Below are 15,193 nucleotides of genomic sequence, written 5' to 3' on the forward strand. Positions count from 1 at the left end.
CGGTTAGGCCGTCGGAACGCCGTGCAACGGCCGGCCCGTCAATCGCGTGAGGATCGCCAAGGGGCTCGCTTCCCGGTCATACGCATGCGACGCGGGCAGGTGCAATGTCTGCTCCAGCATGTATTGGCCGGACATGACCGCATGCGTGGCTTGGTCCGAAAAGCACCCCCATACCGAACCCGCAGGAAACGGCACCGTTTCCTGCGGACTGGTGCGCTGGTACTCCAGGTCGCCCTTCATGCCGTCGTGCAGTTGCAGCATCAGGTGGTCGTACTCGCTGCGAAAGGACTTGGTCACACGCAGCGCCTGCAGCACCTTGGCCTGCCACGCCGAATACGGCTTGGCGCGTGGCAGGAACTTACGCGCCATGGCTTCGAAGGGCTCACCCACGCGCCACACACGGGGCGCCCCGTCGGGGTTGACGTTGGCAAACACGCGCAGGATGCGTTCGCCATAGTTGGGGCGCGAGGGAAACGCATCCACGTGCAGCCGCCGGTCGTCGGCCCGCCAGGATTGCTGGCGGCTTTCCACCTGCATCGGCCGGTAGCTGGTGGGGGCCAGTCGCAGCGCAGAGGTGTAATGCGGCAGCAGTGCCTCGATCAAGCCCAGCGCCTGCGCCCGAAAGCGCGTGATCATGGCCGTCAACTGCGCCTGGGTGGCGGCGTCGCCCACCGCGCCCTTCAGGCTGCCGTCAACATTCAGGCTGATGTTGCGCGCACCAGGGTCGCGGATGTCGGGCCGCAGCAGGGCGCGCTCGTCAGGCTGCACCTCGAAGGCGAGGTTGGGAAAGAACAGCACCTTGCCGCCCTCCAGCGCAGCGCGCCAGGCGTCGGTCCCCGGTACCGACCAATCACGGGATTCGATGCGTACGACCTGGGATTCCATGCTCGCTCACCCTCCTTGCCTGGCAGTTTTCCACAACGTGATGCCCGCGCAGAGCCATTGCACCAGATACATGGCACTGCCCACGCTGTGCCACAGCCGCAGGTTCTGGCGCGCCACGATGCGCGGCGCCACGCCATATTGCACCAGCAAGGCCAGCAGCAGGCCGAGGATCACAAAAACCATAGCTGCTCGCGCCCACTGCTCCTCGGTTTCCGCGTGTTTTCTTTTGGAAAGCACCAACAGACAAGCGCAACACGCTATCGAAATATAAGTCTGCGCCTCGAACAAACGGGCTGCCATCTGCCCCGCCATACTCGGCGTGGGCAGGTAGACGAACAGCATCGGCACGGCCACGAAGCCCATGGCCGTGAGGCTACCCCACCACAGGGCCGCAGCCAGCACGGGCAGGCGTTCGCGCATGGCGTGCACCCTCAGATGTAGCTGACGGCCACCACTTCGTAGCGCCGCACGCCCCCAGGCGCCTGCACCTCGGCCGTGTCGCCCTCTTCCTTGCCGATGAGCGCGCGCGCGATCGGGCTGGAAACATTGATCAGGCCGTGCTTCAAGTCGGCTTCGTCCTCGCCCACGATCTGGTACTTCACGGCGTCGCCCGTGTCCTCGTCCTCCAGCTCCACCGTGGCGCCGAAGACCACGCGACCGCCAGCGTCCAGCGCCGAGGGGTCGATGATCTGGGCCGCCGACAGCTTGCCTTCGATCTCCATGATGCGGCCTTCGATGAAGCCCTGGCGGTCCTTGGCGGCTTCGTACTCGGCGTTTTCGCTCAGATCGCCCTGCGCGCGCGCCTCCGCAATGGCGCTGATCACGGCAGGCCGCTCGACGGTCTTGAGGCGGTGCAGTTCCTCCTTGAGTTTCTCTGCGCCGCGCTTGGTGATGGGAATGGTGGCCATGGGTCCGTCTCCAGATTCCAGATGCAAAAAGCAAACCGCCGCGCGTTGCCGCGCGGCGGTCTCACAAATCAAGGGCGATTATGCCGCGTTTGCCGCGGCGGTCATCCCCTAAAACCCGGTGCCGCGCTCAGGCTGCAGCCGCCAGGCGGGCGTGCAGTTCCTGCACCGAATACACGTCCAGATTGTCGAGGTGCTTCATGCCTTCCACGGCTGCCTCGGCGCCGAAGATGGTCGTGAAGGTGGTCACGCGTGCCAGCAGCGAGCTGGTGCGGATCGCGCGCGAATCGGCAATCGCGTTGCGGCGCTCCTCCACTGTGTTGATGACCATGGCGATCTCGTCGTTCTTGATCATGTCCACGATGTGCGGGCGGCCTTCGGTCACTTTGTTGACCACCTGCACCGGCACGCCGGCGGCCTCGATGGCCGCGGCCGTTCCCTTGGTGGCCAGCAGCTCGAAGCCCATGGCCTCCAGGTCGCGGGCGATCGCCACCGCGCGCTGCTTGTCGGCGTTCTTCACGGTGAGGAACACCTTGCCCGAGCGCGGCAGGCGCGTACCCGCACCCAGTTGGCTCTTGACGAAGGCCTCGCCAAAGGTCTTGCCCACGCCCATGACTTCGCCGGTGGACTTCATCTCGGGGCCCAGAATGGTGTCCACGCCCGGGAACTTGACGAAGGGGAACACGGCCTCCTTCACGCTGAAGTACGGCGGCGTGACTTCCTTGGTGATGCCCTGGCTGGCCAGGGTCTGGCCGGCCATGCAGCGCGCCGCCACCTTGGCCAACTGGATGCCCGTGGCCTTGCTGACGAACGGCACCGTGCGCGAAGCGCGCGGGTTCACTTCCAGCACGTAGATCACATCACCGTCGTCAGTTTCCTGAATTGCGAACTGCACGTTCATCAGGCCCACCACATTCAGGCCATGGGCCATGGCCGCGGTCTGGCGCTTGATCTCGTCCACCGTCTCGGCCTTCAGGTAGTACGGCGGCAGCGAACAGGCGGAGTCGCCCGAGTGCACGCCAGCCTGTTCGATGTGCTCCATCACGCCGCCGATGAACACGGCACCGGAGGCATCGCGCACACAATCCACATCGCACTCAATGGCATTGGAGAGGAAGCGATCCAGCAGCACGGGCGAATCGTTGCTTACCTTGACGGCTTCGCGCATGTAGCGTTCCAGGTCGCGCTGCTCATGCACGATCTCCATGGCACGGCCGCCCAGCACGTAGCTGGGGCGCACCACCAGCGGGTAGCCCAGGGCAGCGGCCTTCTCCAGCGCCTCGGGTTCGGTACGCGCAGTGGCATTGGGCGGCTGGCGCAGGCCCAGGTCGCCCAGCAGCTTCTGAAAACGCTCGCGGTCCTCGGCGGCGTCGATCATGTCGGGGGTGGTGCCAATGATCGGCACGCCAGCGGCCTCCAGGCCTAGCGCCAGCTTCAGTGGCGTCTGGCCGCCGTACTGCACGATCACGCCCTCGGGCTTTTCCTTGTCCACGATCTCCAGCACGTCTTCCAGCGTCAGCGGTTCGAAGTACAGGCGATCCGACGTGTCATAGTCGGTCGAGACAGTCTCGGGGTTGCAGTTGACCATGATGGTCTCGTACCCGTCCTCGCGCATGGCGAGGGCGGCATGCACGCAGCAGTAGTCGAACTCGATGCCCTGGCCGATGCGGTTGGGGCCGCCACCCAGCACCATGATCTTCTTCTGGTTGGTGGGCTCGGCTTCGCATTCGTCCTCATAGGTCGAATACATGTAGGCGGTATTGGTGGCGAATTCGGCGGCGCAGGTATCCACGCGCTTGTACACCGGGCGCACATTCAGCGCATGGCGCGCTTCGCGCACAGCCTTCTCGTTGGTTTTGAGCAGCTTGGCCAGGCGGCGGTCGGAGAAGCCCTTCTTCTTGAGCGCGCGCAACGTGTCCGCATCCAGCGAGGCCAGCGCGCCATCGCCCTTCTCGGCCGTGAGTTGATCCAGGTCGAGTTCGATCTTCACGATCTCCTCGATCTGCACGAGGAACCACTTGTCGATTTTGGTGAGGTCATGCACCTCGTCCACCGACAGGCCCATGGCGAACGCGTCACCCACGTACCAGATACGCTCAGGTCCCGGCTCGCCCAGTTCCTTCTCGAGCAACTCGCGGTCCTGGGTCTTCTCATTCATGCCATCCACGCCCACCTCCAGGCCGCGCAACGCCTTCTGGAAGGACTCCTGGAAAGTGCGGCCCATGGCCATCACCTCGCCTACGGACTTCATCTGCGTGGTCAGGCGGCTGTCGGCCGCTGGGAATTTCTCGAACGCAAAACGCGGGATCTTGGTGACGACGTAGTCGATGGAGGGCTCGAACGACGCAGGTGTGGCGCCGCCGGTGATCTCGTTCTTCAGTTCATCGAGCGTATAGCCCACGGCCAGCTTGGCAGCGACCTTGGCGATCGGGAAGCCCGTGGCCTTGGAGGCCAGCGCCGACGAGCGCGACACGCGTGGGTTCATCTCGATCACGATCATGCGGCCGTCCTTCGGGTTCACCGAGAACTGCACGTTGGAGCCGCCCGTGTCGACACCGATCTCGCGCAGCACTGCCAGGCTGGCGTTGCGCATGATCTGGTATTCCTTGTCGGTCAGCGTCTGCGCGGGTGCCACGGTGATCGAGTCGCCCGTGTGCACGCCCATTGGGTCCAGGTTCTCGATCGAGCACACGATGATGCAGTTGTCCGCCTTGTCGCGCACGACCTCCATCTCGTACTCCTTCCAGCCGAGCAGCGACTCTTCGATCAGCAGCTCGTTGGTGGGCGAGGCTTCCAGGCCGCGCTTGCAGATGGTTTCGAACTCTTCCGGGTTGTAGGCGATCCCGCCGCCCGTGCCGCCCAGCGTGAAGCTGGGTCGGATGACGGTGGGGAAGCCCACGTTCTTCTGCACGGCCCAGGCCTCGTCCATGCTGTGGGCAATGCCGGAGCGCGCCGACCCAAGGCCGATGCGGGTCATCGCATCCTTGAACTTCAGGCGGTCTTCGGCCTTGTCGATGGCCTCGGGCGTCGCGCCGATCAGTTCGACCTTGTACTTGTGCAGCACGCCGTTGCGCCACAGGTCCAGCGCGCAGTTCAGCGCGGTCTGGCCGCCCATGGTGGGCAGGATGGCGTCGGGGCGCTCCTTGGCGATGATCTTCTCGACCGTCTGCCAGGTGATGGGCTCGATGTAGGTGACGTCGGCCGTGGCCGGGTCGGTCATGATCGTCGCGGGGTTGCTGTTGATCAGGATGACCTTATAGCCCTCCTCGCGCAGCGCCTTGCAGGCCTGCACGCCCGAGTAGTCGAACTCGCAGGCCTGGCCGATGATGATCGGGCCGGCGCCGATGATGAGGATGCTTTTGATGTCTGTGCGTTTTGGCATGGTATGTCTATCAATCGGTCGCTGGGGCGGAGGCTGGGGCGGCAGACACCGCTGCGGGGCGCCGCGTATTCAGCCTGTCCAGCAGCGCCTGGGCCCGCTCGGCGGGGAGGTTCTTTTGCATCAGCTGCAGCAGGCCGTCGCCCTGAACCAGGGGTCGCAACACTTCGGCTTCTGCCTCGTAGAACGTCACGTCCCACTCCTGCATGGCCTCTGCGAAGGTCGCATCGTCCCAGGTCTTGCCCTTGGCGATCAGCGTGACCAGGGGCATGGCCTTGTTCTCGACGAAAGACTTCTTGTAGGGCTTTTGCTGCCAGCGTTCGGTGAACCACTCGCGGTGCATTGGAGGCAATGTCAGCACGCGCTTGTGAATGGCTTTCTCAAGCGCTGCAGCCGGGAAGCTGAAGAGTTTCATGGCGCCGGTTTCCTTTTGGGCTTACTGGGCCTTGGCGGCCTGCATCAGAGTGGTGAAGCGGTCGAACAGGTAGGCAATGTCGTGCGGACCGGGTGACGCCTCGGGGTGCCCCTGGAAGCAGAAGGCCGGCTTGTCCTTGTGTTCCAGGCCCTGCAGCGTGCCGTCGAACAGGCTGATGTGCGTGGCGCGCAAGGTGGCCGGCAGCGATGCCATGTCCACCGCGAAACCGTGGTTCTGGCTGGTGATGCTTACCCGGCCGCTGTCCAAGTCCTTCACAGGGTGGTTTGCGCCATGGTGGCTGTTGTCCATCTTGAAAGTCCTGGCGCCACTGGCCAGCGCCATGATCTGGTGGCCCAGGCAGATGCCGAAGGTAGGTACGCCGCTGTCGATGATCTGCTTGACTGCCGTGATCGCGTAGTCGCAGGCCGCCGGGTCGCCCGGGCCGTTGGACAGGAACACGCCATCGGGATTCATGGCCAGCACCTCTGCCGCCGGGGTCTGCGCGGGCACCACGGTGAGCCTGCAGCCGCGTTCGGCCAGCATGCGCAGGATGTTCAGCTTCACGCCATAGTCATAGGCCACGACGTGAAAGCGCGGGGCCGTCTGCGTGCCGTAGCCTTCGCCCAGCTTCCACTCAGTCTGGTCCCAGGCGTACGCGGCACGCGTGGTCACGACCTTGGCCAGATCCAGCCCGTTCATGTTGGGCGCCGCCTTCGCCGCGGCCACGGCTTCGTCGATGCGCGCCTGGGTCACGGCCTCGCCAGCCGCCAAGCCGACGATGGCGCCATTTTGCGCGCCCTGGGTGCGCAGCAGGCGGGTCAGTTTACGGGTGTCGATGTTGGCGATGGCCACCGTCTTGGCACGCACGAGGTACTCGGGCAGCGTCTCGGTCATGCGGAAGTTGCTGGCCAGCAGCGGCAGGTCCTTGATGATGAGGCCTGCGGCGTGGACTTTTTCAGCCTCGATATCCTCTGCGTTGACGCCGTAGTTGCCGATGTGCGGATACGTCAGGGTGACGATCTGCTGGCAGTAGCTGGGGTCCGTGAGAATTTCCTGGTAGCCGGTGATGGCGGTATTGAAGACCACTTCGCCGACCGTGGTGCCGGCGGCACCGATCGAGTTACCGATAAAGACCGTGCCGTCTGCGAGCGCCAGGATGGCGGGCGGGAAGGTTCCCTTGAGAGACAAAAGCACTGGGTTCTCCGATGGTTTACGGGTCGCCCGGGAGCCGCAGGAACGGCGATGTTCCTGAAGGCTACTGCTTGTTGAAAATTGCTTTGGATGCGGCCGGGCGACTTGTTTGCGGGAAAGCCTCTCATTGTAGCGCGAGAGACGCATGCCCACTGCGCACAGGACATTGGTCCCGCCAAGGATCCAAACGGGCCAAAGAAGAAAGGGACCACCGTTAAAACGGTGGTCCCTTTGGCATAAATGGTCGGCGTGGCGGGATTCGAACTCGCGACCCCTTGCACCCCATGCAAGTGCGCTACCAGGCTGCGCTACACGCCGACAAGACTTGAATTCTATACCGAAAAATCAGGCCGTAAGAAGAAGTGCGCGAATTTCTTCCAATTCTTTTCGCAGGGTCGCCGTGTTCAAAGGAACCGCCTGCGCGACGCTCATCCCCTCGTTCGCACCCTGTGCGGGTACAGCCGCTTCCAAGCCGTCCGCATGCGGCGCACCACCATCGCGCAGCGCCTTGTCCGCATGGGCCAGCTCCTGCAGCCGGTTGCGCGCACCGCTGATGGTGAAGCCTTGGTCATACAGCAGGTCGCGAATGCGGCGGATCATCAGCACCTCATGGTGCTGGTAATAGCGCCGGTTGCCGCGCCGCTTCATGGGACGCAACTGCGTGAATTCCTGTTCCCAGTAGCGCAGGACATGGGGTTTGACGCCACAGAGCTCCGCCACTTCACCAATCGTGAAATAGCGCTTGGCCGGAATGGGTGGCAGCAAGGTGCTCATGGGAATGGCGCAAAAAACGGGCAGGACTGTGGAGCGTACTGCAGCCCCTTACCGGCGGCCAGGATCTCTGGGCCAAAAACACCGGTTCGGGTCAACTACTTCAAGCTTTGTCCTGCCCCTGGATCTGTTCCTTGAGTTTGGTGCTGGCATGAAAGGTCACCACGCGTCGCGCCTTGATGGGGATGGCTTCCCCAGTGCGCGGGTTACGCCCCGGGCGCGGCGCCTTGGTGCGGATCTGGAAATTGCCAAACCCTGACAGCTTCACGTCCTGGCCGTCGACCAGGCTTTGCACGATCAGGTCGAAGAAGGCGTCCACCATGTCCTTGGACTCGCGCTTGTTCAGGCCGATGTGCTCGAACAGCAGATCCGCCAGCTGCGCTTTGGTCAGCGCAGGCGATTCCAGGCTTTCCACGGCGAACTCCACCGGTCCTGGCTCCATCCCCCGAGTCATCGCAACCTCGCTCCTGTGTGGGTACCCAGCGCCTGCAGCACCGATTGCACTGCGGCTTCGATCTCAGCGTCCGTCAACGCGGCGGCGTCGCTGCCCAGCGTCAGGCGAATGGCCAGGCTCTTCTCGCCCTGCGCCAGAGCACCCGCCGGCACGGCCTCGCCCGCACGCTGCGGCTGGGGCCGGAAGACATCGAATAGCACCGCGGAGCGCAGCAGATCGCCCGCCAGTGCACCGCCAATGGCGCGCATCACCTCATCGTGCGAGACCCGCTCGGCCACAACCACGGCAATGTCCCGCTCCACCAACTGGCGCTTGGCCACGGGGCGAAAGCCCGGCACCTTGCGCTGCAGCACGGCGTCCAGCTCCAGTTCAAACATCATCGGCGCAGCCGGCAGGTCCCAGGACTGGCGCCATTGCGGATGCAATTCGCCCACAAAGCCGATGGGCTGGCCCTCCAGCAGCACGCGCGCGCAGCGGCCCGGGTGCAGTGCCGGATGCGCTGCTGGCTCGAACGTGGGGCGCAGCGGCGCGAGCAGCGCTTCCACATCACCCTTGGCATCGTAGAAGTCCACCGCCTTGTCCTTGCGGCCCCACTGCAGCGCATCGGCCGCACCATAGGCCAGGCCCGCGACCCGCATCGGCTGCGCGAAGCCTTCCACCGTGCGGTCGGTGTTCTGCACGCTCGCATCACGCAGGAACACCCGCCCCAGCTCGAACACGCGCACGCGGCCGGCCTTGCGGTCCAAGTTGAACTTGAGCACCTGCAGCAAAGAGCCCAGCAGCGACGAGCGCATGACGCTCAGATGGCTGGCGATGGGGTTGAGCAGCTTGATCGGCGCGGCGTTGCCGGCCAGTTCCTTTTCCCAATGCTCTTCGACAAAGCTGAAGTTGATGGTCTCCTGGTAGCCCAATGCCGCCAGTTCACGGCGCACCGCGAAGCTGCTGCGGCGCGATTCTGCGCACAGCTTGGGCGTGATCGGCGCCAGCGGCGGGGTGGTGGGCAGGTTGTTGTAGCCCACCACGCGCGCCACTTCCTCGATCAGGTCTTCCTCCAGGCGCAGGTCGAAGCGGAACGACGGTGGCGTGACCGTCACGGCACCCTCTTCCTCCTGCAGCGGCAGGCCCAGGCGCCTCAGCGCATCCACGCACTGCGCCTGCGTGAGCGGCATGCCGATCACCTTGGCCGCACGCGCGATGCGCATGCGCACCGGTGTTTGCACGGGCATGTTGACGCGCTGATCATCAATGGGAGCGCATGCCGTCTCTGGCGTACCGCAAATGTCGACGATCAGCTGCGTGATGCGCTCGATGTGCTCCACGGTCAGCTCGGGATCCACGCCGCGCTCGAAGCGATGGCCGGCGTCGGTGGAGAAGTTGTAGCGGCGCGAGCGGCCGGCTACGGCCTCTGGCCACCAGAAGGCCGCCTCGACGTAGATGTTGCGCGTGTCATCCGACACAGCCGTGGCGTCACCACCCATGATGCCGGCGAGCGACTCCACCTCGCGCTCGTCGGCGATCACGCCCACCTTCTCATCGACAGTGACGGTATTGCCATTGAGCAGCTTGAGTTGTTCGCCGGCCTTGCCCCAGCGCACTTCCAGGCCGCCATGGATCTTGTCCAGATCGAAGATGTGCGACGGGCGGCCGAACTCGAACATCACGTAGTTGGAGATGTCCACCAGCGGCGAGACACTGCGCTGGCCGCAGCGCGCCAGGCGGTCCACCATCCACTGCGGTGTGGCGGCCTGGGTATTGACGTTGCGCACGACGCGGCCGGAGAAGCGCCCGCACAGGTCAGGCGCGCTCACGCGCACGGGCAAGCGGTCATCGATCGCGGTGGCCATGGAGGGAAACTGCGGCGCCTTCAGCGGCGCGCCCGTCAGCGCGGACACCTCGCGCGCGATGCCGTAGACACTCAGGCAATGCGCCAGGTTGGGTGTGAGCTTGAGCGTGAACAGCGTGTCGTCCAGGTTCAGGTACTGGCGGATGTCCTGGCCCAGCGGCGCGTCGGCCGGTAGTTCCAGCAGGCCGCCATGGTCCTCCGACAGTTTCAGCTCGCGCGCCGAGCACAGCATGCCAAAGCTCTCCACACCGCGCAGCTTGCCCACCTTGATGAGGAACGGCTTGCCATCCTCGCCGGGCGGCAGCTCCGCACCCACCATGGCGCACGGCACCTTGATGCCCACGCGGGCATTGGGCGCGCCACAGACGATGGTCAGCGGCTCGCCCTGCCCCACATCCACCTGGCACACGCGCAGGCGGTCGGCATTGGGGTGCTGCTGGGCATCCTTGATCTCGCCGACGACGATCTTCGTGAACGGCGGCGCCACGGGCTGCAGCTCTTCGACCTCCAGCCCTGCCATCGTCAGGGTATCGGCCAGTTCTTGGGTGGTGAGCGGAGGGTTGCAGAACTCGCGCAACCAGGATTCGGGGAATTGCATAGTCAGACTTCTTTGGCGTGCTCTTGAAAAGAGAGCTGCTAGCGCTTGCTACCTATTGTTTTCCACATGAAAACATATTGAAGAGTAAGCTTAACAAGCGCTGGCAGCTCACTTTTTTGCATTACTGGAACTGCGACAGGAAACGGATGTCGCCGTCGAAGAACAGGCGCAGGTCGTTCACGCCGTAGCGCAGCATGGTCAGTCGGTCCGGCCCCATGCCGAAGGCAAAGCCGATGAAGCGCTCGGGGTCCAGCCCCATGTTGCGCACCACGTTGGGGTGCACCTGGCCGGAGCCCGCCACCTCCAGCCACTTGCCGGCCAACGGGCCCGACTGGAACTGGATATCGATCTCGGCGCTGGGCTCGGTGAAAGGGAAGAAGCTGGGGCGAAAGCGCAGCACCAGGTCGTCGCTTTCAAAGAAGGTCTTGCAGAAGTCCGTGAACACGACCTTCAGGTCCTTGAAGCTCACGTTCTCGCCGATCCACAGGCCTTCACATTGGTGGAACATGGGCGAGTGCGTGGCGTCGGAGTCCACGCGGTAGGTGCGGCCCGGAGCGATCACGCGGATCTCGGGCATGGCCTGGCCGGCGTCGATCAGGCCACGGTGTTTCTTCACATGCTGCACGGCGTAGCGCACCTGCATCGGGCTGGTGTGCGTGCGCAGCAGGTTGGGGGCTTCGGGTGTGCCGCCTTCCACGTAGAAGGTGTCGTGCATGGACCGGGCGGGGTGGTCCTCGGGCGTGTTCAGCGCCGTGAAGTTGAACCAGTCGGTCTCGATCTCGGGGCCGTCCGCCACCTCGAAGCCCATCGAACCGAAGATCCGCTCGATGCGCTCCAGCGTCAACGACACGGGATGCAGGCCGCCGCGGCCGCGCTGGCGGCCCGGCAGCGTCACATCCAGCGCCTCGGCCTTGAGCTGTGCCTGCAGCTCGGCGTCCGCCAGCTCCTGGCGGCGTGCGGCGAGGGCTGCCTCCACGGCCTGCTTGGCCACGTTGATGGCGGCGCCGCGGGTTTTCTTCTCCTCGGGCGAGAGCTGCGCCATGCCCTTCATGAGCTCGGTCAGGCGGCCTGACTTGCCCAGGAACTGCGCCTTGGCGTTCTCCAGTTCGGCAGGGGTTGCGGAACGCGCGAACGACTCGCGCGCGCTCGTCACCAAGGAATCCAACTCGTTCATATCGACTCTTGAAAAAGAAACAAGGGCTAGTGCCTTTTCAAGCCCTAGCCCTTGTTGTTTGCGCGCTAGTAGCTATAGAATTTATAGCTACCAATCGTGAACTCAAGCAGCCAGCTTGGCCTTGACTTGCTCCACGATGCTGCCAAAGGCAGCCTTGTCATGCACCGCGAGGTCGGCCAGCATCTTGCGGTCGATCTCGATGGATGCCTTCTTCAGGCCGTTGGCGAACTGGCTGTAGGTCAGGCCCAGTTCACGGGCAGCGGCGTTGATACGGGCGATCCACAACTGGCGGAACACGCGCTTCTTGGTGCGGCGGTCACGGTAGGCATATTGCCCCGCCTTCATCACCGCCTGCTTGGCGATGCGGAAGACGTTACCGCGGCGACCACGGAAGCCCTTGGCAAGGGCGAGGACCTTCTTGTGACGGGCGCGGGCCGTTACACCACGTTTGACGCGAGGCATGTGTTTTCTCCTTGTTCGTCAGTTGATTACAGGCCAGCGGAGGGCAGCATCTTTGCGATGGAACCCATATCGCCTTCGTGCACGTTCACAATGCCACGCAGGTGGCGCTTGTTCTTCGTGGTCTTCTTGGTCAGGATGTGGCGCTTGAAAGCTTGGCCACGCTTGACCGTACCGCCTGGACGAACGCGAAAACGCTTCTTCGCGCTGCTCTTGGTCTTCATCTTGGGCATGTGAATGCTCCTGTTGGTTGTGCTCGTGAGGCGTTTGCACACCGCTGTGCAACCTTGTTGGCCCCGAGCCACTTTTTCAAACGACGCGCCTTGCGGCTCGCCGTGCGGCGGCACTTGCATGCCGCCTATCGGCCGGCACCCTTTCTTAGGGGGCGCCCGCCAAATCTCCTTGCTTACGCAGCGTTGTCGCCAGCGGCGGGAGCGCTTTCGGCGGCAGATTTAACTGCCGGCTTCTTGCGGGCCGGCGCGATCATCATGATCATTTGGCGACCTTCCAGCTTGGGAAACTGCTCCACCAAAATGGTGTCGCCCAGGTCATCCCTCAAGCGGTTGAGCAATGCCAGGCCCAGCTCCTGGTGCGTGATCTCGCGGCCACGGAAGCGCAGCGTGATCTTGCACTTATCGCCCTCCGCCAGAAACCGGCGGATGTTGCGCAGCTTGATGTTGTAGTCGCCATCGTCCGTACCAGGGCGGAACTTGACTTCCTTGATCTCGATGACCGTCTGCTTGGCCTTCGCCTCGGCCGCCTTCTTCTGCTCCTGATACTTGAACTTGCCATAGTCCATCAGGCGGCAGACCGGGGGATTAGCCGTGGCTGCAATTTCAACCAAGTCCACATCCAGCTCGCCCGCCATGCGCAGGGCCTCTTGCAGGCTGACGATGCCCAGGGGCTCGTTGTCCGGACCGGACAGGCGCACTTCAGGCGCCATGATTTCACGGTTCAGTCGATGCTTGCGCTCCTCGCGCTGGCGACGGTCACGAAATTCGGTAGCGATGGCTCTCACCTTCAATTAAAAAGCTACGAAAAGCGTAGCAGCTTACGCACCAGGGATGCGCTTCAAGCAATGATTCAGACTTTGGAGGCAATGTCCTGCGCGATCAGATCGACGAATGCGTCGAGGGACATCACGCCGAGGTCTTTGTTACCCCGGGCACGCACTGCCACAGCCCCTGCAGCCTTTTCCTTGTCGCCGGCGACGAGGATGTAGGGCAGCTTTTGCAGCGAATGCTCCCGTATTTTATACGTAATCTTCTCGTTACGCAGATCAGTCACCACCCTAAGGCCTTGATTCGGCAACGCTTTTTGCAGCTTTGCGGCGATTTCACGACAGTAATCGGACTGTGCATCGGTGATATTGAGCACCGCCACCTGTACGGGCGCAAGCCAAACGGGCAAGGCCCCGGCGTGTTCTTCGATCAGGATGCCGATGAAGCGCTCCAGGCTGCCCACGATGGCGCGGTGCAGCATCACCGGCCGATGGCGCCCGCCATCCTCGCCCACGTACTCTGCATCCAGCCGCTCGGGCATCGAGAAGTCCACCTGCATGGTGCCGCACTGCCACTGCCGTCCGATCGCGTCCTTGAGCGTGTACTCGATCTTCGGGCCATAGAAGGCGCCATCGCCGGGAGCGATCTCGAATTCGCAACCCGACGCGCGCAGGCTTTCCATCAGCGCATGCTCGGCCTTGTCCCAGCTCTCGTCGGAACCGATGCGTGCTTCGGGGCGCGTGGCCACCTTGTAGATGATGTTGTGGAAGCCGAAGTCCTTGTAGACCTTTTGCAGCAACGCTGTGTAAGCTGTGCATTCGGCCAGGATGTGGTCTTCCGTGCAGAAGATGTGACCATCGTCCTGCGTGAAACCGCGCACGCGCATGATGCCGTGCAGGCCACCCGTGGGCTCGTTGCGGTGGCACTGGCCGAACTCGCCGTAGCGCAGCGGCAGGTCGCGGTAGCTCTTGATGCCCTGCTTGAAGATCAGGATATGGCCCGGGCAGTTCATCGGCTTGAGAGCGTAGTCGCGCTTCTCACTCTCAGTGGTGAACATGTTGTCGCGGTACTTGTCCCAGTGTCCCGTTTTTTCCCACAGCGTCTTGTCCAGGATCTGCGGGCCCTTGACCTCCTGGTAGCCGTTGTCGCGGTATACGCGGCGCATGTACTGCTCCACCTCCTGCCACAGCGTCCAGCCCTTGGGGTGCCAGAACACGGTACCAGGCGAATGTTCGTCGATGTGGAACAGGTCAAGCTCACGGCCCAGCTTGCGATGGTCGCGCTTCTCGGCCTCTTCCAGCATGTGCAGGTACTCCTGCAGTTCTTCCTTCGTGGCCCATGCCGTGCCATAGATGCGCTGGAGCATCTCGTTGCGGTGGTCGCCGCGCCAATAGGCGCCCGCCACCTTCATGAGTTTGAAGAACTTGAGCTTGCCGGTGCTGGGTACGTGGGGGCCACGGCACAGGTCTTCAAAGCCGCCCTCGCGGTACAGGCTCACGTCCTCATTCGTCGGGATGCTGGCAATGATCTCGGCCTTGTAGTGTTCGCCCAGGCCCTTGAAGTACGCCACCGCCTCGTCCCGAGGCAATACACGGCGCACCACTGGTTCATCCTTCGCAGCCAGTTCCGCCATGCGCTTTTCAATGGCGGCCAAGTCTTCCGGCGTAAACGGACGCTTGTACGAGAAGTCGTAGTAGAAGCCGTTTTCGATCACCGGCCCGATGGTCACCTGCGCATCGGGAAACAGTTCCTTGACCGCATAGGCCAGCAGGTGGGCCGTGGAGTGGCGGATCACCTCCAGGCCGTCGGCATCCTTGGCCGTCACGATGGACAGCGGGCTGTCTTGCGTGATCTGGTAACTGGTATCCACCACCTTGTCCCCGATCTTGCCGGCGAGCGCCGCTTTGGCCAGGCCCGAACCGATGGAGGCAGCCACCTCCGCCACAGTCACGGGACCAGCAAACTCTCGCTGGGAACCGTCGGGAAGCGTAATGTGAATCATGGAAATCCTTATCGAGTCTTTTTCGGTAGGTGAGCTGCGCTTGACTGGGGTTCAGAAAGCAAAAAGCGCGGTACAGGTCCGCGCTTTTATGGGGGCGAGAGAAATCTCGTGCAGGC

At 63.4% G+C, this 15,193-nt stretch carries 14 protein-coding genes and 1 tRNA gene; all 15 read right to left on the reverse strand.

Annotated elements, in window-relative coordinates; all coding sequences use genetic code 11:
* Positions 1 to 3 precede the first annotated feature (3 nt).
* Complete coding sequence (locus tag PCQ86_RS12905) at positions 4 to 885, reverse strand: Kdo hydroxylase family protein (RefSeq protein WP_270173917.1); 882 nt, start codon at positions 883 to 885, stop codon at positions 4 to 6.
* A gap of 6 nt (positions 886 to 891) precedes the next feature.
* Positions 892 to 1,305: a DUF4149 domain-containing protein gene (locus PCQ86_RS12910; RefSeq protein WP_220638839.1), complete on the reverse strand. Its 414-nt coding sequence runs from the start codon at positions 1,303 to 1,305 to the stop codon at positions 892 to 894.
* A gap of 11 nt (positions 1,306 to 1,316) precedes the next feature.
* The gene (gene greA / locus PCQ86_RS12915) at positions 1,317 to 1,793 is read right to left on the reverse strand and encodes a transcription elongation factor GreA (RefSeq protein ID WP_011805595.1); all 477 of its coding nucleotides are present in this window, start codon (positions 1,791 to 1,793) and stop codon (positions 1,317 to 1,319) included.
* Between the two features lie 127 nt (positions 1,794 to 1,920).
* On the reverse strand, positions 1,921 to 5,172 hold the full coding sequence (carB, locus tag PCQ86_RS12920; protein WP_270173918.1) for a carbamoyl-phosphate synthase large subunit: 3,252 nt from the start codon (positions 5,170 to 5,172) through the stop codon (positions 1,921 to 1,923).
* A gap of 10 nt (positions 5,173 to 5,182) precedes the next feature.
* Complete coding sequence (locus PCQ86_RS12925; RefSeq protein ID WP_011805597.1) at positions 5,183 to 5,584, reverse strand: hypothetical protein; 402 nt, start codon at positions 5,582 to 5,584, stop codon at positions 5,183 to 5,185.
* Positions 5,585 to 5,605: 21 nt separating this feature from the next.
* The gene (gene carA, locus PCQ86_RS12930; protein ID WP_011805598.1) at positions 5,606 to 6,778 is read right to left on the reverse strand and encodes a glutamine-hydrolyzing carbamoyl-phosphate synthase small subunit; all 1,173 of its coding nucleotides are present in this window, start codon (positions 6,776 to 6,778) and stop codon (positions 5,606 to 5,608) included.
* A gap of 238 nt (positions 6,779 to 7,016) precedes the next feature.
* Positions 7,017 to 7,093 (reverse strand) — tRNA-Pro (locus PCQ86_RS12935).
* A 27-nt stretch (positions 7,094 to 7,120) separates the two neighbouring features.
* The gene (locus PCQ86_RS12940) at positions 7,121 to 7,549 is read right to left on the reverse strand and encodes a MerR family transcriptional regulator (RefSeq protein ID WP_103737590.1); all 429 of its coding nucleotides are present in this window, start codon (positions 7,547 to 7,549) and stop codon (positions 7,121 to 7,123) included.
* A 100-nt stretch (positions 7,550 to 7,649) separates the two neighbouring features.
* Complete coding sequence (locus tag PCQ86_RS12945; protein WP_103737589.1) at positions 7,650 to 8,000, reverse strand: integration host factor subunit alpha; 351 nt, start codon at positions 7,998 to 8,000, stop codon at positions 7,650 to 7,652.
* The gene (pheT, locus tag PCQ86_RS12950; protein WP_270173919.1) at positions 7,997 to 10,441 is read right to left on the reverse strand and encodes a phenylalanine--tRNA ligase subunit beta; all 2,445 of its coding nucleotides are present in this window, start codon (positions 10,439 to 10,441) and stop codon (positions 7,997 to 7,999) included. The genes PCQ86_RS12945 and pheT overlap by 4 nt, the downstream gene beginning before the upstream one ends.
* A gap of 121 nt (positions 10,442 to 10,562) precedes the next feature.
* On the reverse strand, positions 10,563 to 11,615 hold the full coding sequence (gene pheS / locus PCQ86_RS12955) for a phenylalanine--tRNA ligase subunit alpha (RefSeq protein ID WP_011805602.1): 1,053 nt from the start codon (positions 11,613 to 11,615) through the stop codon (positions 10,563 to 10,565).
* Between the two features lie 102 nt (positions 11,616 to 11,717).
* Positions 11,718 to 12,077 (reverse strand): 50S ribosomal protein L20, encoded by a 360-nt coding sequence (gene rplT / locus PCQ86_RS12960; RefSeq protein WP_005795139.1) that lies wholly within the window; start codon positions 12,075 to 12,077, stop codon positions 11,718 to 11,720.
* 26 nt (positions 12,078 to 12,103) lie between these two features.
* The gene (gene rpmI / locus PCQ86_RS12965; protein ID WP_011805603.1) at positions 12,104 to 12,307 is read right to left on the reverse strand and encodes a 50S ribosomal protein L35; all 204 of its coding nucleotides are present in this window, start codon (positions 12,305 to 12,307) and stop codon (positions 12,104 to 12,106) included.
* Positions 12,308 to 12,480: 173 nt separating this feature from the next.
* Positions 12,481 to 13,092, reverse strand: coding sequence for a translation initiation factor IF-3 (infC, locus tag PCQ86_RS12970; protein WP_270173920.1), 612 nt, complete (start codon positions 13,090 to 13,092; stop codon positions 12,481 to 12,483).
* Between the two features lie 65 nt (positions 13,093 to 13,157).
* Positions 13,158 to 15,077, reverse strand: coding sequence for a threonine--tRNA ligase (gene thrS / locus PCQ86_RS12975; RefSeq protein WP_270173921.1), 1,920 nt, complete (start codon positions 15,075 to 15,077; stop codon positions 13,158 to 13,160).
* Between the last annotated feature and the right edge of the window lie 116 nt (positions 15,078 to 15,193).

It is taken from the genome of Diaphorobacter sp. ED-3, from assembly GCF_027625375.1.
Lineage (GTDB): Bacteria > Pseudomonadota > Gammaproteobacteria > Burkholderiales > Burkholderiaceae_C > Diaphorobacter > Diaphorobacter nitroreducens.